Consider the following 22,101-nt stretch of genomic DNA (forward strand, 5'->3'; position numbering starts at 1 on the left):
AGCCGATGTATTCAATTATTGATGCAGCCTTGTCTCGTGCTCGAACAATGCTCTCCCTTTTAGCGTTAATCCTTGTAGCCGGTGTCGTCACCTATATCACGATACCTAAGGAATCGAGCCCAGACATTACCATCCCAATTATCTATGTTTCGGTCGGGCACCAAGGGATCTCGCCAACGGATGCAGAACGTTTATTGGTTCGACCTATTGAGCAAGAGCTTAGGTCAATCGAAGGCGTAAAAGAGATGACAGCAACCGCAGCAGAAGGGCACGCCTCTGTGGTGTTAGAGTTTAATGTTGGCGTCGATCTTACTAAAGCGATGGCTGATGTTCGTGACGCGGTTGACCTGGCTAAACCAAAACTGCCAGAAGACAGTGACGAGCCGACCGTAAATGAGGTGACGCTGGCTTCTGAGCAGCCTGTTCTGTCTGTTGTGCTATTCGGTACCGTTCCTGAACGCACCATAGTGCAAATTGCCCGAGAGCTCGGAGATAAACTCGAAAGCTATCGTCAGATCCTTGAAGTCGACATTGCAGGCGATCGCGATGACATCGTGGAAATCATCGTTGATCCATTATTGATGGAGAGCTACAGCTTAGATCAAGCGGATATCTACAATCTGATCGCTCTGAATAATCGAGTAGTTGCTGCTGGCTTTGTTGATACCGGCTACGGACGTTTCTCAGTCAAAGTCCCTTCGGTGTTTAACTCCTTAAAAGACGTACTTGAATTACCTATCAAAGTGGATGGCAAGCAGGTAGTAACCTTTGGTGATGTGGCTACGGTTCGCCGAGCGTTTCGAGATCCTGAAAGCTTTGCCCGTTTAGATGGCAAATCCGCGGTTGTCTTGGATATCAAGAAACGTGCGGGTGAAAACATCATTGAAACCGTTGAGCTAGTCAAAGCGGTAATGGCTGGTGCTCAGCAGCAAGCCGAGTGGCCAAATAACCTATTGGTCAAATACACCTGGGATGAATCTAAAGATGTGAAGATCATGCTCAACGATCTTCAAAACAATATCTTATCCTCCATCATCTTAGTGGTGATCGTGATCATCGCCATTCTTGGTGTTCGAACCGCGCTATTGGTCGGAATTTCAATTCCTGGGTCGTTCCTCACGGGGTTGTTGGTGTTGTCTGTGTTTGGTCTAACCGTCAACATCGTAGTGCTGTTCTCGTTGATCATGGCGGTTGGTATGTTGGTTGATGGCGCCATTGTGGTGACCGAGTTTGCCGACAGGCGAATGCAAGAAGGTGAAGGGCGTAAAGCCGCTTACCGAGATGCAGCTAAACGGATGGCGTGGCCGATAACCGCATCGACTGCCACAACCTTGGCCGCATTTGCTCCACTCCTGTTTTGGCCTGATGTAACAGGCGAATTCATGAAGTTCCTTCCATTAACATTGATCGCGACATTAACTGCATCACTGATCATGGCTTTATTGTTTGTGCCCGTACTCGGTGGTTTGATTGGTAAACCGCAATACGTCTCGTCTCAGAGCCAAGCTCGAATGGTGGCTTTGCATAATGGGGATTTCTCACAGGCGACAGGCTTAACCAAGGCGTATTACCACACACTTTCTATTGCGATTAAGCACCCCTTTAAGATTCTTTGTAGTGCGATACTGCTCGCGGTTGCGGTTGGTTTCACGTATTCAAAAGCCGGCCTTGGAGCAGAGTTCTTTCCTGAGGTTGATCCGCCATTCTTTAATGTCAAAGTTCGTTCTCATGGTGATCTGTCTATCCAAGAAAAGGATGACATTATGCGCGATATTGAACTGATGATGCTCAATCATGATGAGTTCGATACCGTTTACACGCGTACTGGTGGTGACGACCAGATTGGTTTGATCTCAATTACGCCTGTTGACTGGCAATATCGCCGCAGCGTTAAGGCGATTATTGATGAGTTGAAGGTACAAACCGATCAATACGCTGGTGTTGAGATTGAATATAAGTTCCCTGATGCTGGGCCTCCGGTTGAAAATGACTTAGTGATTGAGCTGTCGGCTAAAACACCAGAGCAACTTAATCAGGCCGCAAAAATTGTGAGAAACTGGGCTGATGGCAATCAAGCACTGACCAATATCAGCGACACTGCTAGTAAAGATGGCATCGATTGGAAGGTGGATATCCGCCGCGATGATGCCGCCCGTTTTGCAGCTGACGCGACCTTGGTCGGCAATACCGTTCAGTTCGTCACTAATGGATTAAAGATTGGTGATTACTTGCCTGATGATTCATCAGAAGAGGTCGATATCTTGGTGCGTTACCCGAATGATAAAAGGGATATTGGACGCTTTGACCAGCTGAGAGTGAAAACGCCAGCTGGCTTGGTGCCGATCACCAACTTTGCTCAGATTGTTCCCGACCATAAGCAAGATACGATTAAACGTCTCGATGGTAAGCGTGTGGTGAACATCATGGCAGATATGGAAGAAGGCTATAACCTTGCGCTGGAACTACCAAAGATCGAACAAGCATTAAGTGAGCTAGGGCTGCCGAGTAGCGTGGAATTTCGTATCCGTGGCCAAAACGAAGAACAAGAGAACTCGTCAGCCTTTTTACAAAGCGCGTTCTTGGTGGCACTAGCGGTGATGGCTTTAATTCTGATTACTCAGTTCAATAGTTTCTATCAGGCGTTCTTGATTCTAAGTGCAGTGTTGTTCTCAACGGTTGGTGTGTTCGTTGGTTTACTTATCTTCCAGCGCCCGTTTGGCATCGTGATGTCCGGTATTGGGGTGATTGCGCTGGCTGGTATAGTGGTGAATAACAACATCGTGCTGATCGATACTTATAACCAATTGATTAAAAGAGGCTTGGATAAGCGAGATGCGATTCTGAGAACCGGTGTTCAGCGTTTAAGGCCTGTAATGCTTACCACGGTCACCACCATTTTAGGTTTGATGCCGATGGTGCTAGAAATGAATATCGACTTGATTAATCAAAAGATAGAATTTGGTGCGCCGAGCACGCAATGGTGGTCGCAACTCGCTACGGCAATTGCGGGAGGCTTAGCATTCGCCACGGTATTGACCTTGGTACTGACTCCTTGTTTATTAATGTTAGGGCGAGATAAGAAGCCGGAAAAATAGTAGATACAGTGGTTCGATGAACATAAAAAAGAGCGCCTTGGTGGGCGCTCTTTTCGTTGGTTTATAGGGTTCTTAACCTAATTAGTCGCTAGTAACTGGCCGTATCGCTCAAGGTTATTCAGTCGAATCTCTGAGTTGGCAATAAAGGTTGCTTTTGCTTTACCAGTTAACGACTTGGATTGAGGCAATTTCACGGTACGCGCATTTTTATGTACGCCATTAACCAAGAATTCATAATGTAAGTGCGGGCCAGTCACACGGCCTGTACCGCCCAAAGTACCAATGGTTTGGCCTTGTTTTACGCGCTGACCGGTTTTCACCATACGTCGCTTCATGTGCAGGTACTTGGTGATGTAGGTGTTGCTGTGGCGGATGAACACGTAGTTACCATTGAATTGGTTGTAACCTGACTTCTGAACAATACCGTCACCGGCTGCCCAGATAGGCGTGCCAACAGGGGCTGCGTAGTCAGTACCGCGGTGAGCTCGAATCTTACCGGTTACTGGGTGTCTCCTGGTAGGGTTAAAGTTCGATGTTACGCGACGAAAATCAATTGGTGAGCGCAAGAACGCCTTCTTCATCGCACGACCATTTTCATCGAAGTAGTTGCCGCTTTTATCATCCAATACCGCGGTAAATGAATCGCCTTGGTTTTTGAATACGGCTGCCATGATCTTACCGCGACCAACTACTTCACCTTCAACCACTTTCTCTTGGTATAAGATTTTGAAGCTGTCGTTCTTACGAATATCTAACGCAAAGTCGATATCCCAACCGAAGATGCCGGCCAGTTCCATAATTTGGTTTGCGGTTAAACCTGCGCTGACGCCAGCGTTCCAGAAGTTAGAGGTGATGTTGGCTTCGGCATAATTGTATTGGTATACCACTTCTTTTTTGTCGAAACTTGATGAGAAAGAATCGCCAGATTTAGTGATCTTGAAGCTTTCAAACGCACTAAGTTGTCGTTTTAACTGAATAAGGTCGTTGTTTTCATCAAAGCCGAACTGCAAGACATCACCAGGTCTTAGGTTAGACAGCTGCTTCTTAATATCATTATTGGTATTGAGTAGCGTGATCAGCAGACGGTATGAGAGGCCAATACGTTCAAATAAAACAGAGGTGCTTTCGCCAGAGCGAACGGTGTATTTCTCCCAATTGAGCACTGCCGTCGGCGGCGCGTCACTTGAGCTAATAAGTGCAGAGGCATTGATAGTCAGTGGGTAATGTTTTCCCACAACTAAAGCGCCCGAATCGTCACGCAAACTGTTGACGTCGGGGAGTAAGAAAATCGCGACGAAAATTATGGCACTAAAAAATGCGATAAAAGCCCGGTGCAAAATAGGAAGGCGTGCAAAAATAGACAACATGTTCCGGTTCGTTCTGTAAATATTATGAAAATCGACGACGGAATAGTGTAACTGGTTTCAAAATACATCGCTATTCAAGTAAGATGTCTAATTAATGTATTTTTGCCAAATCTGTGGGAGTGAACAAGAATGGCGAGTATTGAAGCTGCACTAGCCGAGATCAAACGTGGCGTAGAAGAACTGATTCCAGAAGACGAACTGATTGCAAAACTAAAAGAAGGTCGTCCTTTACGCATTAAGCTGGGTGCCGATCCAACAGCTCCAGATATCCACCTAGGCCATACGGTTATCTTTAACAAGCTTCGTGCTTTCCAAGAGCTTGGTCATGAAGTGACATTCCTTATCGGTGATTTCACTGCAATGGTTGGTGACCCATCAGGTAAAAACTCAACACGTCCACCGCTAAGCCGCGAAGACGTATTGAAGAATGCTGAAACTTACAAAGAGCAAGTATTCAAGATTCTAGATCCTGCGAAGACGCAAATTCGTTTCAACTCTGAATGGCTATCTGAGCTTGGCGCTGAAGGCATGATTCGTCTTGCTTCTAACCAAACTGTTGCTCGTATGCTTGAGCGTGATGACTTCAAAAAGCGTTACGCTGGTGGTCAACCGATCGCAATCCACGAATTCATGTACCCACTTCTACAAGGTCACGACTCTGTTGCACTAGAGAGCGACGTTGAGCTTGGCGGTACTGACCAGAAGTTTAACCTTCTAATGGGTCGTGAACTGCAAAAAGCAGCAGGTCAAAAACCACAAGCGGTACTAATGATGCCACTACTTGTTGGTCTAGACGGTGTTAAGAAGATGTCTAAGTCTGCGCATAACTACATCGGTATTAGCGAAGCACCAAGCGAGATGTTTGGTAAGATCATGTCTATCTCTGACGATCTAATGTGGAGCTACTACGAGCTGCTGTCTTTCCGTCCTCTTGAAGAAGTTGCGGAACTGAAAGCTGGCGTTGATGCAGGTAAGAACCCGCGTGACGTTAAAGTGCTTCTTGCTAAAGAGATCATCGCTCGTTTCCACAGTGAAGCAGATGCTGAAGCCGCTGAGCAAGAGTTCGTTAACCGTTTTGCTAAGAACCAAGTTCCTGATGAAATGCCGGAGTTTGAATTCGAAGCAGGCCTGCCAATTGCGAACGTTCTAAAAGAAGCGGGTCTTGTAAACTCGACTTCTGATGCGATGCGTATGATCAAGCAAGGTGCGGCTAAGCTTGAAGGCGAGAAGATTGAAGACAGCAAATTCGTGCCTGAAGCAGGTACTGCCGTTTACCAAGTAGGTAAGCGTAAGTTTGCTCGTATTACTATTAAGTAATAATGCACATCAATAATTGAACCAAAGGCATCCACGGATGCCTTTTTTATTGACTTAAAATTGACGAAACTTTGAAACGCCTATTGCTACACTATGCGCGCTGTCAAATTGACAGTAATTCTGGAGATTTTTATGAACAATACCGACCATCCTCCTAGTTTGAATGGAGAAGAATAACCCGTCTCGGTATTGATCTATTGTCCTGCCGTTCAGGTAGGGTATCTTTGTTTTTCCCCCTCATTCTTTTCCACACACTAGATTCTAACAAGTAGACACACCAGTAGCTTTCAGCTCTTGGTGCGCATAAATCTATAAATCTATAAATCTATGCTATTTGTTTTGATGGTCGTTACCTTTGCCAATCGGGAGATTCGCCATGACGGTAATGAACAACACTTTTTTATCTATTGAAGCTCTGTACTCAGAGCAAGACATCCAAGCTGTGTCGAATGCATTTCAACAGTACGGACGTGAACAACAAATTAACCTTTTGAACCGAATGCTGCTCGAAGATGCGGTGTTAGTGCTGGGGCAATGCTCTCTTAGTACGATTCAGACTTTACTTAGTGAGCTAGAAGAGCAGGGCTTTGAGAAGCGCTCTCGACATCTAGCTCACCAACTAGGGCTGATTTACTCAGAGGTAGAACCTCAGCAGGGCTATCTTTCTACTGGCGTCATGAGCCACGTTAGACAGCGTATCGGTTGGATTATTGCGTTAGCACTATTGGGCATCGTCTCAGGGCTTATTATCGCTCAATATGAAGACATTCTCAGTCAGTTGGTACTTTTGGCTATCTACATGCCGGTAATTGCTGCAGCTGGTGGTAATACCGGGACACAAGCCGCGACTTTGGTTATCAGAGCCTTAGCCACAGGTGAGTTAAAAAAACGCCAATGGGCTAACGTTCTGTGGAAAGAGTTTAGAGTCGCTATTTGTTTAGCTTTAGCGATTGCTGTGGTGATGATTGGACGTATTTTGCTCTTTAGTGAAAACCAAGCGACAGGTGGTTATGATATCAACATGATTGCGTTAGCTATTGCGGTAGCGCTGTTTATTCAGGTGACCATATCAACCGTGCTGGGTGGCGGATTGCCGATAGTTGCTAGGCTATTTAAGCTTGATCCAGCGGTGTTAGTGAGCCCAGTGCTTGCTTCCATAGTTGATATCTCAGGAATGTGGATCTACTTCACTGTGGTTAACTCATTCCTCGGTATCGCTTAGCTCCTATAAAAATAGGCACCTATAAAAATAGCTAAATACATCTGAGAAACAAAAATGGCGCTGAAGATTTAAGGTCTTTAGCGCCATTTTTATTGTTTGAGTAGAAGTTTACACAGAGCCAAACATTACTTCGATTTGCTTTGTGTTTGACTGAACTCAACTACATCTTTGTAGAAAGCACGCTCAAACTGGGTGATTGGAGCCTCTACCGGTCTGTCTGGATCTTGCTCTTCAGGGAAGTAATCACGAATAAACTGCACAAACAAAGAGTTTGGTTTCCCGGACTCATCTAAACCATATCCCGCCATGTTGTACGTTCCGTACAAAGAACCACTTTTGGCTGTGATGTTGCCCTGAATCGGTGCTTTTCTCATGCTTGGACGGTACTTGAGCGTTCCATTTACACCTGATGTAGGCATAGCCTCAATTAGGTTGAGCTGTTGATCGTTTTCCCAGATATAACGAAGCACTTGAGCCATGGTCTGTGACCTCATTCGGTTATTTCTAGATAGCCCTGAACCATCGACGAGCTGCGCTTTACTGAGGTCAATATTAGCCTTGGTCAGCAATATCTGCTTTATCGCTTCAGTACCGTTATTGAAACTGCCTGGTTGAACATAAAATGTGGCTCCTAGCGTTTTAGTTAGATTATCTGCGATAAGGTTATCCGACTTCTTGAGCATGATATCGAGCAGTTCAGGAAGCTTTTCTGAGTTGTGACTAGCGACTAACGTGGTTTTGTCTGCTTTCTCTTTTTTACCAATAATCACATCACCTTTTACTTCTATTTTCAGTTCTTTGAGAAGCGATGCAACAACTTGATAGGTGTAAAGTTCTGGATTTTGAATGGCGAACTTAAGTGGCAGTGGCTTTTTGCGCTCAACCAAGCAACCAGAGAGCTTGTAAGCGTTATCTGGTGTGGTGATGAGTTCCAAGTCGCATTGTGTCGCCTTCTGCCCAGAGCGAGTTACCGTGGCAGCGGTGGTCGTCACGTCTATCGGATAGTGAGCGGGAATATAAACGCGAGTGCTGCCATTACCTTTTGTATAAATAGAGGCTTGTGCGCAGTTGCTGTCTAAGGTCATTGCACTAGAAGGCGCGCTGTAACAAACCCCTAGAATGTCCCAAGGCCACCCCACCGCTCGCTGATAGCCGGTATAAGCTGTGTTATCCAGATATAAATTGCCCTTGATGGTTCTGGATTGAGACTTAGCGTATTGAGTTAACAGGCTTTTTAGCTGCTCACGTTGCAGTGTTGGGTCGCCGCTAAACGAAATGATTGCATCATTACCAGAACGAGCAACGCTGGTCGTGTAATGGAAGTCATCCCCTAACTCCAACTTAGCCGCCAACGCTGTCACCAGCTTTAAAGTACTAGCGGGGGGATAGAAGCCATCACTGTTGGAATTCATTTTGTTTGAATCGCCTTTCAGGGATTCCAAAATTACACTGGTGCTACTGCCATCAGGCAGTTTATCTAGAGGGGGGTAAGCGAAAGCGTTAACTGAGAAAGCGCTAATGGAAAAACTACATACCAGTAGTGTGGATAGAAGGCGCATAGAAGATTTCTTGGATGGCTGATGTTTTCAGTATACAGATATAAAAAACGCCCGCTAGATAGCGGGCGTTTTGATTCTCAATTAACTAATGAATCATTAGATAATCAGAATTAGAAGTCGTAACGTAGACCTAGAGCTAGCTCGTCTTCAGCTTGTGCTTTAGATGCTGTGCCGTTTACTAGAGAAGTCCCGCCAATCTTGTCGCCTTCAGAGATTAGGTTGAAGTTGTACGAGATGTAAGTACGGAAGTTAGGCTTGAAGTAGTAAGTCGCATCGATAGCAACGTTGTCTGCTGAAGTTTCACCGTCAGTTTCTGCGTTGTTGTACGTTAGTGTGAATGCAGTTTGGTCTAGCGTGTACGCAGTTGCGAATTCGTAACCAGTGTAGTCTACAGATTGGTTGCTGAATTCAAAAACGTTGCCATCAGCATCTTTGAAAGTTGCTTGTTTTTCACCATCAGTGAATACACCAGCGAAGTAAAAATCGCTGATGCGGTAAGATGCAGAAAGCATGTATTCGTTAGATTGATCTTGGTCTGCGTAACCAGCACCTAGCTTAACGCCAGAATCGCCGATTGCGTAGATAGCAGATAGAGAGTAGCCATCTTTACCGTTGTCGCTGAAGTCACCGCTAGTTGTTTCAGAACGGTCAGCAAAGCGGTAGCTAGCTTTAACGCCTAGGTCTTGGAATTGACCTTTGTAAGAAAGCATGTTGTCTGAACGATCAGCTACTGCGATTTTGTCTGCAGCAGAGTTACCGTGGTAAGACATGATATCGGTAAAGTCAGTGATTACGCCTAGCGCACCGTCGTTTTTACCGTAAGTTACTTCACCGAATGTACCGCCGATACCAGCGTATGTGTAACGGTTAGTGATGTCGCCGTCGTTGTTATCAGTAGAGCCGCCGTTTTCAGCAGTTGTGAATTCGCCTTCGTAAAAACCAACACCGTATAGGCCGTCTTGGATTTCAACTTTACCTAGGAAGTTAAGACGTACACGTGATTTGTCGTCAGCTTTGCCATCTTTCATCGATAGACGAGCTTCTGCACGACCACCGATCTCTAGAGAAGTGCCGTTTGAGCTGTATACAGAAGTACCGGCAATATCACCAGCTTGTTTACCGTCGGCTGCCACTGCGTTAGTAGCAAGAGCTGCAGCAGATACAGCAAGCGCGATCATAGTCTTGTTCATGTTATTATTTCCTAATTACTGTCCATAGAAGTTTTATTAAGGATTTGAACCCTTTTGTGTATTGCCTGTATTAATCAGGCTTCATAATCATGATTAGAACAGAAGTCTGAAAATGCCAGTGCAATCCATGGGTTACTTTTTACCTCTAAAGTTCCATGGTCAGTTAGTAAAATGATATAAAACTAAAAAATGAACACTGTTTTATTATATCTTTTTTGTTTAAGTGGTTGTTTTTGAGTGTATTTTATAAAAGTGTGATCTGTGTTTATTTTGTTTGTTTTTTGTTTTTTTAGGTATTTAGCTCTCCACTTATTGATGGGGAGGTTATTATTCATTTTTGTGATGTCTGTAATTTAGACCTAGATAAAGCTTTTATAACGCAAAGTGGAATAAAGGTGATTTAGCCATAAAGTTTGTTTACACTAAGCCAAATCGTTTTGTTTCTATCACCCAATAAATACGTTGGGTGTATTTATGTTGGCCAAAGAAAGCTTTGGCATAGAGGTAAAAAATGGAAAAGGTTCCAATGACAGTACGTGGCGCTCAGCAGCTACGTGACGAATTAGATCGCCTACTTAAGCTACGCCCTGTTATCTCAGCAGCTATTGGTGAAGCACGTGAACTAGGTGACCTGAAAGAGAATGCTGAATACCACGCCGCTCGTGAAGAGCAGGGTATTTGTGAAGCTCAGATCCGTGATATTGAATATAAGCTATCACTGGCTCAGATCATCGATGTAACGCAAATGGATAATACGGGCAAGATTATCTTTGGTACGACAGTGACACTGATTGATGTGGATACCGATGATGAGTTCCGCTACCAAATCGTTTCAGAAGACGAAGCAGACATCAAAACGGGTCGCATTTCTGTGAAATCGCCAATTGCTCGCGGTCTTATCGGTAAAATGGAAGGCGACGAAGTCATGATCTCTACCCCTGGTGGTGACAAAGACTTCGAAATCGACAAAGTAGAATATATCTAATTGAATTTTCTTTGTTTCTGATAAGTAAAAAGGTCGCTAAATGCGACCTTTTTCGTTTCTCACGCTACACTAAAAGATAAGCGCTGTGGCTTCCTATTAGTGAAGTTAGCTTATATCAAACTCGCTTATTTACGTGGAATCTCGATTTTACGTGCTTCTGACTGGCGGAACAGTACTAGAACTTTACCGATAGTCTGTACTTTCTCAGCTTTAGTTTCACGTACAATTGCATCGATAATCAGTTGCTTAGTCTCACGGTCTTCTGATGCAACTTTAATCTTGATCAGTTCGTGGTGGTCTAGAGCTAATTCGATTTCCGCTAGAACAGCTTCAGTAAGTCCATTTGCGCCCATTAGCACAACAGGTTTTAAACTGTGAGCTAGGCCCTTTAGATGCTGCTTTTGTTTGGTACTTAGGTTCATTACGCGGCCAATTTTCTTTACTATTAGGGTTGAAAAAACCTATTTTAACGCCATCTAAAGCTGAAGACTATAATTTATTCAGCAATTAGTACTTTCCTCCAATTTAGGTATCCAATGAGCAAACAGAAACACTCGGCCAGTTCAGGCCGTTGGTTGAAGGAACACTTCGACGACAAGTACGCAAATGAAGCAAGAAAGAAAGGCTATCGTTCACGTGCTTATTTCAAAATGGAAGAGATTCAAACGAAAGATAAATTGCTGTCTCCTGGGATGACCATTGTGGATTTGGGTGCAGCACCTGGCGGTTGGTCTCAATATGCTGCTAAGATTGTTGGAGACAACGGACAAATCATTGCGTGTGACTTGTTACCAATGGATCCGATTGCTGGTGTTAGCTTTTTACAAGGCGATTTCCGCGAAGAAGCTGTGCTAGATGCCTTGTTGGAACGTATACAACCAAACATGGTTGATGTCGTGATGTCAGATATGGCACCTAATATAGCAGGCAACAATTCTGTGGATCAGCCAAGAGCTATGTATTTAGTTGAATTAGCTTTGGATATGTGTCGACAAGTTCTAGCTACCAATGGTAGTTTTGTTGTAAAAGTATTCCAAGGCGAAGGGTTTGACCAATACGTTAAGGACGTCCGCGAGATGTTTAAAACAGTAAAAGTTAGAAAACCCGACTCTTCTCGAGCTCGATCTCGTGAAGTGTTTATCGTAGCCACTGGTTACAAAGGTTAACGATTCTCTTCCAAGAGTGAGAGTTAACAACATGGCTACAGGTTACAAACTGTAGTACCCTACCTTTAATTACAATTAGTTATCGAGAGGCTTACACCTTGAGTGACATGGCAAAAAATTTAATTCTGTGGCTTGTTATCGCGGTAGTGTTGATGTCGGTATTCCAGAGCTTCGGCCCTGGGGAAAGTAACGGCAGAGCAGTAGATTACACCACGTTTGTACAGGAAGTTGGCCAAGGCCAGATTCAAGACGCACAGTTCAATAACAGCGAAATCACTTTCACACGTCGTGGTGGTGGTTCTAAGTATGTAACTTACATGCCTGTTTATGATCAAAAGCTACTTGATGACTTAATTAATCAAAACGTAAAAGTTCAGGGTACACCACCTGAAGAGCAGAGCCTGCTTGGCACTATCTTCATCTCATGGTTCCCAATGATCTTACTGATTGGTGTATGGATTTTCTTCATGCGTCAAATGCAAGGCGGCGGCGGCGGTAAAGGCGCGATGTCTTTCGGTAAGAGTAAAGCTCGAATGATGAGCGAAGAACAAATCAAAACCATGTTTGCTGATGTTGCTGGTTGTGACGAAGCAAAAGAAGACGTGAAAGAGCTTGTGGACTACCTTCGTGACCCAAGCCGCTTCCAAAAGCTAGGTGGTAAGATCCCGACAGGTATCCTGTTGGTTGGTCCTCCTGGTACGGGTAAAACATTGCTTGCAAAAGCGATTGCCGGTGAAGCGAAAGTACCGTTCTTTACTATCTCTGGTTCTGACTTCGTTGAAATGTTTGTTGGTGTTGGTGCATCTCGTGTGCGTGACATGTTCGAACAAGCGAAGAAAGCGGCACCTTGTATCATCTTTATCGATGAAATTGATGCTGTAGGTCGTCAACGTGGCGCTGGTGTTGGTGGTGGTCACGATGAACGTGAACAAACACTGAACCAAATGTTGGTTGAGATGGATGGTTTCGAAGGTAACGAAGGTATTATCGTTATCGCTGCGACTAACCGTCCAGACGTACTAGACCCTGCATTACTTCGTCCTGGTCGTTTTGACCGTCAAGTTGTGGTTGGTCTACCGGATGTACGTGGTCGCGAACAGATTCTTAAAGTACACATGCGTAAAGTGCCACTATCAGGTGATGTTGAACCGTCGCTGATCGCTCGTGGTACTCCAGGCTTCTCTGGTGCAGATCTTGCGAACCTTGTGAACGAAGCGGCGCTATTTGCTGCTCGTGGTAACAAGCGCAATGTATCTATGGTTGAGTTTGAACTTGCGAAAGACAAAATTATGATGGGTGCAGAGCGCCGTTCAATGGTTATGTCTGAAGAAGTGAAAGAGTCAACGGCTTACCACGAAGCGGGTCACGCAATTGTTGGTCGTTTGGTACCTGAACACGATCCAGTGTACAAAGTATCAATCATTCCACGTGGTCGTGCGCTTGGTGTAACCATGTACTTGCCAGAGCAAGACCGTGTGAGCATGTCTCGCCAACATCTAGAGTCTATGATTTCTAGCCTGTACGGTGGTCGTCTTGCTGAAGAACTTATTTACGGTAAAGACAAAGTGTCAACTGGTGCGTCTAACGATATCGAACGTGCAACTGATATTGCTCGTAAGATGGTTACGCAGTGGGGCTTCTCTGAGAAATTGGGTCCTCTTCTTTACGCAGAAGAAGAAGGTGAAGTTTTCCTAGGTCGCGGCATGAGCCAAGCTAAGCACGTTTCTGATGACACGACTAAGCTTATCGATGAAGAGATTCGTATCCTTATCGACCGTAACTACGATAGAGCTAAGAAGATTCTTGAAGATAACATGGATATCATGCATTCGATGAAAGACGCTCTAATGAAGTTCGAAACGATCGATGCAGGTCAAATTGATGACTTGATGGAGCGTAAGCAAGAGATTCGTGATCCAGCTGGTTGGGGTGATCAGGTAAAAGCTGAACCTACAAAGGAAGAAGCAAAACCTGAAGCTAAGGCAGAAGAAGCTAAAGCGGAACCTAAAGCTGAAGAGTCAAAAGTTGAAGAAGTTAAATCTGAATCAGATGATGCTCAAAACAAAGATTCTTAATCGCTAAACTATCAATTAAAACCCTGAGTACGCTCAGGGTTTTTCTGTTTCTAGCCCTAGATGTTTTTACCTTTAAGACCCACCTTCCATGATATTAAAAGCACATAATAAAACGCTCGTTTTAGACCGCCCACATGTGATGGGTATCCTCAATGTTACGCCTGACTCTTTCTCTGATGGCGGAAAATTCAATTCATTAGATAATGCTTTACTGCAAGCAGAGCGAATGATTCAAGCTGGTGTTAGCATTATTGACATTGGTGGTGAATCAACTCGCCCGGGAGCGCCTGACGTTCCTTTAGAAGAAGAGCTCGCTCGCGTTATTCCTGCCATTAAAGCAATTCGCGCTAAGTTTGATGTGTGGATCTCCATTGATACCAGTAAAGCGGAAGTGATGCGCCAAGCTGTTGAAGCGGGCGCTGATTTGATCAATGATGTGCGCGCTTTGCAAGAGCCTGGAGCATTACAAGTCGCCGCTGATGCTAATGTTCCGATTTGTCTGATGCACATGAAAGGTCAGCCGAGAACCATGCAAGCTAACCCAAGTTATGATGATGTTCTTCAGGATGTAGAAGCATTCTTGCAAGAAAGGGTAGAAGCGTGTGAGGCGGTGGGTATTTCAAAAGATCAGCTGATCCTTGACCCTGGCTTTGGCTTTGGGAAAACCATCGAACACAATTATCACCTACTAGCGCATCTTGAAAAGTTTCATTCGTTAGGCTTACCTGTTTTAGCGGGGATGTCGAGAAAATCGATGATCTTTAAATTGCTAGACAAGGTTCCGGCCGACTGCATGGTCGCAAGCGTCACTTGCGCGACGATTGCCGCGATGAAAGGCGCACAAATTATTCGCGTTCATGATGTCGAGGAGACACTGGAAGCGATGAAAATAATCGAAGTGATGAACAACAATCACTAAATATAATTAAGGAAAATCACTATGTCTGATAAAAGACGTTATTTCGGCACAGATGGTGTGCGTGGCAAAGTAGGCCAGTACCCGATTACACCTGATTTTGTTCTGAAGCTTGGCTGGGCTGCGGGTCGTGTTCTTGCGAAGCAAGGCACAAAGAAAGTCATCATTGGTAAAGATACTCGTATCTCTGGTTACATGCTTGAGTCAGCGCTAGAAGCTGGCCTTGCTGCTGCTGGTCTTCAGGCTACGTTTACTGGCCCAATGCCAACACCTGCTGTGGCTTACCTAACTCAAACCTTCCGCGCTGAAGCCGGTATTGTTATCTCTGCATCACACAACCCATACTACGATAACGGTATCAAGTTCTTCTCTTCTGAGGGAACAAAACTGCCGGACGATATCGAGTTGGCAATTGAAGCAGAGTTGGATAAAGACATCGAATGTGTTGATTCTTCAGAGCTAGGTAAAGCAGTACGTTTGAACGATGCGGCTGGCCGTTACATCGAGTTCTGTAAAAGTACGTTCCCACATAAAATGACATTAGCTGGCATGAAGATCGTTATCGATTGTGCACATGGTGCGACTTACCACATTGCGCCTGCTGTATTTAAAGAACTGGGTGCTGAGGTCGTTGCGATTGGTGTTGAGCCAAACGGTACTAACATCAACCACGAAGTCGGTGCGACGGATGTACGTGCTCTGCAAGCAAAAGTGCTTGAAGAAAAAGCGGCATTAGGTCTTGGCTTTGATGGTGATGGTGACCGTATCATCATGGTTGACGAGCTAGGCAACAAAGTTGATGGCGACCAAATCGCTTACATTATTGCTCGTGATGCACTGCGTCGCGGTGAGTTGAAAGGCGGCGTTGTTGGTACACTAATGACCAACCTGGGTATGGAAAACGGCCTTAAGCAGTTAGGTATTCCGTTTGTACGTGCTGCTGTTGGTGACCGTTACGTAATGGAACAGCTTCTTGCTAAAGGCTGGAAGATCGGCGCTGAAAACTCGGGGCACGTTATCCTACTAGATAAAGTGACGACGGGTGATGCTATCGTTGCTGCTCTGCAAGTTTTGGCTTCAGTTGTTGATAGCGAAATGACACTGAATGAGTTGTCTCAGGGCATGACGTTGTACCCTCAAGTTCTAGAAAACGTTCGTTTCAGCGGAGATTCAAACCCACTAGAAGCCGAAGCGGTAAAAGCAGCGGTTGTTGAAGTAGAAGCAGAGCTTGGCGAGAAAGGCCGTGTACTATTACGCAAGTCTGGTACCGAGCCACTACTGCGTGTCATGGTTGAAGGCGAAGATGCAGAGCTTGTTCAAGCATCAGCGCTTAAGATTGCAGATGCAGTAAAAGCAAACTGCTAATTTAACCTTTTACTTAGCTGGCGCAGCGAATAGCGCTTGTGATTAGAAGTGGTTGACTTATATCACGGTCAAAAGATATCACGGTCAAAAGATATAACGGTCAAAAGAGACATAAATGAGTTTTGTGTCGCTTTTGACCTTTTTTTGACCACTCACTTGGTAAAGGCTTATTTTTTAGCAAATTCTCCTTGTCAGCCATCGTCGCATTCGCTAGTATTGCTCGGCCTTCAGTTAGGAGGTCGCTAGCCTTGTTCTTAAAAATAGTTTTTTGAACGGCGCTGGCTCAACAATTAGGAACATAGGTGGAAAAATGTTTACAGTTCTACTTGTGATTTACCTGTTGGCAGCGCTTGGTGTAATTGGCCTAGTGTTGATTCAACAAGGTAAAGGCGCAGATATGGGAGCCTCTTTCGGTGCTGGCGCTTCAAACACTGTGTTTGGTGCTGGTGGCTCAGGAAATTTCCTTACCCGAATGACTGCAATTTTTGCAACTACATTTTTTATCCTTAGCTTAGTGCTTGGTAATATGTCTACACATAAAACTGAGTCACAATGGATTGACCCGACCCAAGGTCAGGTGATTCAACAAGCTGATGATGCAGTGAGTGAAGTTCCGGCGCAAGGCGACGAAATTCCACAATAATCTGTAAAGATTTGATGCCGAGATGGTGAAATTGGTAGACACGCTAGCATGAGGTGCTAGTGCCTTAGGGTGTGAGGGTTCGAGTCCCTCTCTCGGCACCATGTTTACAAACTTGTAAAACATCTTGTTGGGCGTATAATGCTCGCAAGTCGGACGCGGGATGGAGCAGTTTGGTAGCTCGTCGGGCTCATAACCCGAAGGTCGTCGGTTCAAATCCGGCTCCCGCAACCAATTTCAATGCTATTATATAGCTTGTATTGGTTGCAAGTTTGCACAGTGTGAACCTCACTGTGAGTTAAGTGCGATATCGAATGTGATGGCACTTAACATATAAGGGTCCAGCAACAAAAACCCCGGCTTATACGGGGTTTTTTGTTATCTAAGCATTTGTAAATGTATTTAGATAATGTTTGCTTGGAATTTAAATTGGGCTTTGAGCCCTTTTTTTGTTTCTGGAGTGGTTAAATGACTGGTTTAGAAAGACAACTTACTGAAATGCTTGACGCTCCAGTAGCAGCATCAGGTTATGAGTTAGTTGGATTAGAATTTATTCGTGCTGGTGAGCACTCAACGCTACGTATTTACATCGATTCACCAAACGGTATCAATGTAGATGATTGCGCTGAAGTTAGTCACCAAGTAAGTGCCGTAATGGACGTTGAAGATCCAATTTCAGTGGCTTATAACCTTGAAGTGTCTTCACCAGGTTTAGAGAGACCACTGTTCAAAGCAGAGCATTACCAACAATTTATTGGTCACGAGGTAAGCATCGTTTTGAAAATGGCTGTCGGCAACCGTCGTAAATGGAAAGGTGATATCCAATCTATCGAAGGCGAGACAGTGAAAGTATTGGTTGAAGGACAAGAAGAAGAATTCGTCCTGAGCAATATTGCGAAAGCTAACCTGATCCCTAAATTTTAGTTCTCCTAGAGAGAAGAGCTTAAGAGGCTAGATTAATGAACAAAGAAATTTTGGCGGTAGTAGAAGCTGTTTCAAATGAGAAAGCAGTTCCTCGTGAGCGTATTTTTGAAGCGCTTGAAATCGCGCTTGCAACGGCAACAAAAAAGAAAAGCGAACTAGAAATTGAAGTTCGTGTTGAAATTGACCGTAAAACGGGTGATTTCGAAACTTTCCGTCGTTGGGAAGCTGTTGAGGAAGTTGAATTCCCAACAAAAGAAATCTCTATTGAAGCTGCAAAGTACGATGACCCAGAGATCGAGCTTGGCGGTTTCATTGAAGATGATATCGAATCAGTAACGTTTGACCGTATTACGACTCAAACGGCTAAGCAAGTTATCGTACAGAAAGTACGTGAAGCTGAACGCGCTCAAATCGTTGAGCAGTTCATCGATAACGAAGGCGAGCTAGTAACTGGCGCAGTTAAGAAAGTTAACCGTGACACTATTATCCTAGACCTAGGTAACAACGCTGAAGCGGTAATCCTTCGTGATGACCAACTTCCTCGTGAAAACTTCCGTCCAGGTGACCGTGTTCGTGGTCTTCTTTACGCAGTTAAACCAGAAGCTCGTGGTTTCCAGCTTTTCGTTACTCGTTCGAAGCCAGAAATGCTAGCTGAACTATTCCGTGTTGAAGTGCCTGAGATTGGTGAAGAGCTAATTGAACTTAAAGGTGCTGCACGTGACGCTGGTTCTCGTGCTAAAATCGCTGTGAAAACAAACGACAAACGTATTGACCCAGTTGGTGCGTGTGTTGGTATGCGTGGCGCACGTGTACAAGCTGTTTCTAACGATCTTGGTGGTGAACGTATCGATATCGTTCTTTGGGATGATAACCCGGCTCAATTCGTAATCAACGCAATGGCTCCTGCTGATGTTGCTTCAATCATCGTTGATGAAGACGCACACTCTATGGATATCGCTGTTGAAGCGGATAACCTAGCACAAGCGATTGGCCGTAGCGGTCAAAACGTACGTCTAGCGTCTCAACTTACTGGTTGGGAACTGAACGTAATGACTGTTGCTGATCTTGAGAAGAAGCACCAAGAAGAAGCAGTTGCCTCTATTGAAAACTTCATGAAGCACCTAGACATTGAAGAAGACTTTGCTCAAATGCTTGTTGAAGAAGGCTTCTCTACGCTTGAAGAAGTAGCATACGTTCCTGTGAACGAGCTTCTTGAAGTAGACGGTCTAGACGAAGGTATCGTTGAAGAACTACGTAACCGCGCAAAAGACGCACTGACTACTCTAGCGCTAGCGAAAGAAGAAACTTTCGACGGTGTTGAGCCTGCTGAAGACTTACTTGCACTTGAAGGTCTTGAGCGTGAAATGGCTTACAAGCTAGCAGCAAAAGGCGTTGCGACACTGGAAGACCTAGCTGACCAAGGCGTTGATGAACTAGAAGGCATCGAAGACCTAACTGCAGAGCGTGCAGGCGAGCTAATTATGGCTGCGCGTAACATCTGTTGGTTCGGCGACGAAGAATAATTCAGCAAGGAGAGAAAGCGGTATGACACAATTAACAGTTAAAGCACTGAGTGAAGAGATTGGTACGCCAGTTGACCGCTTAATTGAACAACTTGCTGATGCAGGCATGAAGAAAGCAGGGTCGGATCAAGTGACTGATTCAGAGAAGCAAACATTGCTAACGCACCTTAAAAAGGAGCACGGCGATACTTCAGGCGAAACAGAACCGACTCGTTTAACTCTTCAACGCAAGACCCGCAGCACGCTAAGTGTTGCCGCTGGAGGCGGTAAGAGTAAGGATGTTCAAGTAGAGGTACGTAAAAAGCGTACTTACGTGAAGCGCAGCACTATTGAAGATGAAGCGAAACGTGAAGCTGAGGAAGTAGCTAATCGTGAAGCGGAAGAGAAAGCACAACGCGATGCTGAAGAGCAAGCGAAACGTGATGCTGCAGAGAAAGCACAGCGCGAAGCCGAAGAAAAAGTAACACGTGAAGCGGATGCAAAACGTGAAGCTGAAGAGAAGGCTCAACGCGCACAAGCTGAAAAGGCTAAAAAAGACATGAATTCAAAAAATGCAGACGCTAACGCACAAGCGAAAAAAGAAGCGGATGAACTTAAAGCTCGTCAAGAGCTAGAAGCAACTCGTAAAGCAGAAGCTGAAGCAGCTAAGCTTGTTGAAGAAGCTCGTAAGTTAGCAGAAGAGAACCAAGAACGTTGGTCTGAAGAAGAGAAGAAGAAGAAAGAGCAAGAGAAATCTGCGGATTACCATGTGACTACTTCTACTTACGCTCGTGAAGCTGAAGATGCGGCAGATAAGAAAGATGAGAAAGCACCTCGTCGTCGCAAGAAGAAAGCAGCTCCTGCTAACCAACCTGCAAACAACCGTGGTGGTCGTAACCAACGTGGTCGTGGCGGTAAAGGTAAGCTTGCTAAACCAACTTCAATGCAGCAAGGCTTCGATAAGTCAGCAACTGTTGCTAAATCTGACGTTGCTATCGGCGAAACTATCGTTGTTTCTGAACTGGCTAGCAAAATGTCAGTTAAAGCAACTGAAGTTATCAAAGTAATGATGAAGATGGGCGCTATGGCGACTATCAACCAAGTGATCGACCAAGAAACAGCACAACTTGTTGCTGAAGAAATGGGTCACAAGGTAATCCTACGTAAAGAAAACGAACTTGAAGAAGCAGTACTAGCTGACCGTGATAGCGATGCTATCGCTGAAGGTCGTGCTCCTGTTGTTACTATCATGGGTCACGTTGACCACGGTAAAACTTCAACACTTGACTACATTCGTAAAGCACACGTTGCTTCTGGGGAAGCTGGCGGTATCACGCAGCACATTGGTGCTTACCACGTAGATACTGACAACGGCATGATCACTTTCCTTGATACTCCTGGACACGCGGCGTTTACCGCTATGCGTGCTCGTGGTGCTCAAGCGACAGATATCGTTGTACTTGTAGTTGCAGCAGACGATGGCGTAATGCCACAAACAATCGAAGCAATCCAGCACGCGAAAGCGGCAGGCGTTCCTCTGATTGTTGCTGTGAACAAGATCGATAAAGAGGGTGCAAACCCAGACAACGTTAAGAATGAGCTAGCTCAATACGACGTTATCCCTGAAGAATGGGGCGGTGAGAACATCTTCGTTCACATCTCTGCAAAACAGGGTACAAACATCGATGGTCTTCTAGAAGCAATCCTTCTTCAGTCTGAAGTTCTTGAACTTACAGCGGTTAAAGAAGGCATGGCGTCTGGTGTTGTTGTTGAATCTCGTCTTGATAAAGGTCGCGGTCCAGTTGCAACAGTACTAGTACAGTCTGGTACTCTAAACAAAGGCGATATCGTTCTTTGTGGTCAAGAGTACGGCCGTGTTCGTGCAATGCGTGATGAAAACGGTAAAGACATCGAAACTGCAGGTCCATCTATTCCTGTAGAAATTCTAGGTCTTTCTGGTGTTCCTTCGTCAGGCGATGAAGCGACTGTTGTACGTGATGAGCGTAAAGCACGTGAAGTTGCGAACTACCGTCAAGGTAAATTCCGTGATGTTAAACTAGCTCGCCAACAAAAAGCGAAACTAGAGAACATGTTCGCGAACATGACGGCTGGCGAAGTTGCTGAGCTTAACGTTGTACTTAAAGCTGACGTTCAAGGTTCTGTAGAAGCGATTGCTGACTCTCTACTGAAACTGTCTACTGACGAAGTTAAAGTGAACATCGTAGGTTCTGGTGTTGGTGGTATTACTGAAACTGATGCAACTCTTGCTGCAGCTTCTAACGCTATCATCCTTGGTTTCAACGTTCGTGCTGACGCAACTGCGCGTAACACGGTTCAGAACGAAAACCTAGATCTACGTTACTACTCAATCATTTACCAACTAATTGACGAAGTTAAACAGGCGATGGGCGGTATGCTTGCTCCTGAATTCCGTCAAGAGATCATTGGTCTTGCACAAGTTCGTGACGTATTTAAGTCGCCTAAACTTGGTGCAATCGCTGGTTGTATCGTGACTGAAGGTACGATTAAGCGTAGCAACCCAATCCGCGTACTTCGTGAAAACGTTGTTATCTACGAAGGTGAACTAGAGTCACTTCGTCGCTTTAAAGATGACGTACAAGAAGTTAAGAACGGTTACGAGTGTGGTGTCGGCGTTAAGAACTACAACGACGTTCGCGTTGGTGACCAGATCGAAGTATTCGAAATCGTTGAGGTTAAACGTACTCTAGACTAATCAGTCTGTACGACTCGACATATTGACTAAGGTTACTAACATTA

At 44.9% G+C, this 22,101-nt stretch carries 16 protein-coding genes and 2 tRNA genes; 14 read left to right on the forward strand and 4 right to left on the reverse strand.

Annotated elements, in window-relative coordinates; translation table 11 throughout:
* Positions 1-5 precede the first annotated feature (5 nt).
* Complete coding sequence (locus AB4154_RS18675; protein WP_372123794.1) at positions 6-3,095, forward strand: efflux RND transporter permease subunit; 3,090 nt, start codon at positions 6-8, stop codon at positions 3,093-3,095.
* A gap of 77 nt (positions 3,096-3,172) precedes the next feature.
* Here the strand turns inward: AB4154_RS18675 and AB4154_RS18680 are convergent, their stop codons facing one another.
* On the reverse strand, positions 3,173-4,462 hold the full coding sequence (locus AB4154_RS18680) for a peptidoglycan DD-metalloendopeptidase family protein (protein ID WP_372123796.1): 1,290 nt from the start codon (positions 4,460-4,462) through the stop codon (positions 3,173-3,175).
* Between the two features lie 129 nt (positions 4,463-4,591).
* Here AB4154_RS18680 and tyrS point away from each other — a divergent pair, with 129 nt between their 5' ends.
* Positions 4,592-5,779 carry a tyrosine--tRNA ligase gene (gene tyrS, locus AB4154_RS18685; RefSeq protein WP_017059402.1) on the forward strand — a complete coding sequence of 396 codons (1,188 nt, stop codon included), beginning with the start codon at positions 4,592-4,594 and terminating at the stop codon, positions 5,777-5,779.
* Positions 5,780-6,155: 376 nt separating this feature from the next.
* Complete coding sequence (locus AB4154_RS18690) at positions 6,156-7,001, forward strand: magnesium transporter (protein ID WP_372123797.1); 846 nt, start codon at positions 6,156-6,158, stop codon at positions 6,999-7,001.
* Positions 7,002-7,126: 125 nt separating this feature from the next.
* Here the strand turns inward: AB4154_RS18690 and dacB are convergent, their stop codons facing one another.
* Both dacB and AB4154_RS18700 read right to left on the reverse strand, forming a co-directional pair.
* Positions 7,127-8,560: a serine-type D-Ala-D-Ala carboxypeptidase gene (gene dacB / locus AB4154_RS18695; protein ID WP_372123799.1), complete on the reverse strand. Its 1,434-nt coding sequence runs from the start codon at positions 8,558-8,560 to the stop codon at positions 7,127-7,129.
* A gap of 110 nt (positions 8,561-8,670) precedes the next feature.
* Positions 8,671-9,750: a porin gene (locus AB4154_RS18700; RefSeq protein WP_372123801.1), complete on the reverse strand. Its 1,080-nt coding sequence runs from the start codon at positions 9,748-9,750 to the stop codon at positions 8,671-8,673.
* 511 nt (positions 9,751-10,261) lie between these two features.
* On the opposite strand from AB4154_RS18700, the gene greA reads away from it, so the two are divergent.
* Complete coding sequence (gene greA, locus AB4154_RS18705; RefSeq protein ID WP_017059397.1) at positions 10,262-10,735, forward strand: transcription elongation factor GreA; 474 nt, start codon at positions 10,262-10,264, stop codon at positions 10,733-10,735.
* Between the two features lie 125 nt (positions 10,736-10,860).
* Here the strand turns inward: greA and yhbY are convergent, their stop codons facing one another.
* A complete protein-coding gene (yhbY, locus tag AB4154_RS18710) occupies positions 10,861-11,157 on the reverse strand; it encodes a ribosome assembly RNA-binding protein YhbY (protein ID WP_004738252.1) in 297 nt (98 codons plus the stop codon).
* A gap of 114 nt (positions 11,158-11,271) precedes the next feature.
* Between yhbY and rlmE the strand changes: the two genes are divergently transcribed.
* The 10 genes from rlmE to infB all read left to right on the forward strand — a co-directional run bounded on the left by rlmE (position 11,272) and on the right by infB (position 22,057).
* Positions 11,272-11,901: a 23S rRNA (uridine(2552)-2'-O)-methyltransferase RlmE gene (gene rlmE / locus AB4154_RS18715; protein ID WP_017059396.1), complete on the forward strand. Its 630-nt coding sequence runs from the start codon at positions 11,272-11,274 to the stop codon at positions 11,899-11,901.
* 107 nt (positions 11,902-12,008) lie between these two features.
* Positions 12,009-13,976, forward strand: a complete 1,968-nt coding sequence (gene ftsH, locus AB4154_RS18720; protein ID WP_017059395.1) for an ATP-dependent zinc metalloprotease FtsH — start codon at positions 12,009-12,011, stop codon at positions 13,974-13,976.
* Between the two features lie 88 nt (positions 13,977-14,064).
* On the forward strand, positions 14,065-14,895 hold the full coding sequence (gene folP / locus AB4154_RS18725) for a dihydropteroate synthase (RefSeq protein ID WP_372123802.1): 831 nt from the start codon (positions 14,065-14,067) through the stop codon (positions 14,893-14,895).
* A gap of 21 nt (positions 14,896-14,916) precedes the next feature.
* The gene (gene glmM / locus AB4154_RS18730; protein ID WP_017059393.1) at positions 14,917-16,257 is read left to right on the forward strand and encodes a phosphoglucosamine mutase; all 1,341 of its coding nucleotides are present in this window, start codon (positions 14,917-14,919) and stop codon (positions 16,255-16,257) included.
* Between the two features lie 310 nt (positions 16,258-16,567).
* The gene (gene secG, locus AB4154_RS18735; protein WP_017059392.1) at positions 16,568-16,900 is read left to right on the forward strand and encodes a preprotein translocase subunit SecG; all 333 of its coding nucleotides are present in this window, start codon (positions 16,568-16,570) and stop codon (positions 16,898-16,900) included.
* 16 nt (positions 16,901-16,916) lie between these two features.
* Positions 16,917-17,001, forward strand: a tRNA-Leu gene (locus tag AB4154_RS18740).
* A 53-nt stretch (positions 17,002-17,054) separates the two neighbouring features.
* Positions 17,055-17,131, forward strand: a tRNA-Met gene (locus AB4154_RS18745).
* 234 nt (positions 17,132-17,365) lie between these two features.
* The gene (gene rimP, locus AB4154_RS18750; RefSeq protein WP_004738265.1) at positions 17,366-17,821 is read left to right on the forward strand and encodes a ribosome maturation factor RimP; all 456 of its coding nucleotides are present in this window, start codon (positions 17,366-17,368) and stop codon (positions 17,819-17,821) included.
* A gap of 35 nt (positions 17,822-17,856) precedes the next feature.
* A complete protein-coding gene (gene nusA / locus AB4154_RS18755) occupies positions 17,857-19,344 on the forward strand; it encodes a transcription termination factor NusA (protein ID WP_017059230.1) in 1,488 nt (495 codons plus the stop codon).
* Positions 19,345-19,366: 22 nt separating this feature from the next.
* The gene (gene infB / locus AB4154_RS18760; protein WP_017059231.1) at positions 19,367-22,057 is read left to right on the forward strand and encodes a translation initiation factor IF-2; all 2,691 of its coding nucleotides are present in this window, start codon (positions 19,367-19,369) and stop codon (positions 22,055-22,057) included.
* Positions 22,058-22,101 lie beyond the last annotated feature (44 nt).

Origin of the sequence: Vibrio sp. 10N.286.51.B11 (genome assembly GCF_041469245.1) — a bacterium.
In the GTDB taxonomy this organism is placed as follows: domain Bacteria; phylum Pseudomonadota; class Gammaproteobacteria; order Enterobacterales; family Vibrionaceae; genus Vibrio; species Vibrio crassostreae_C.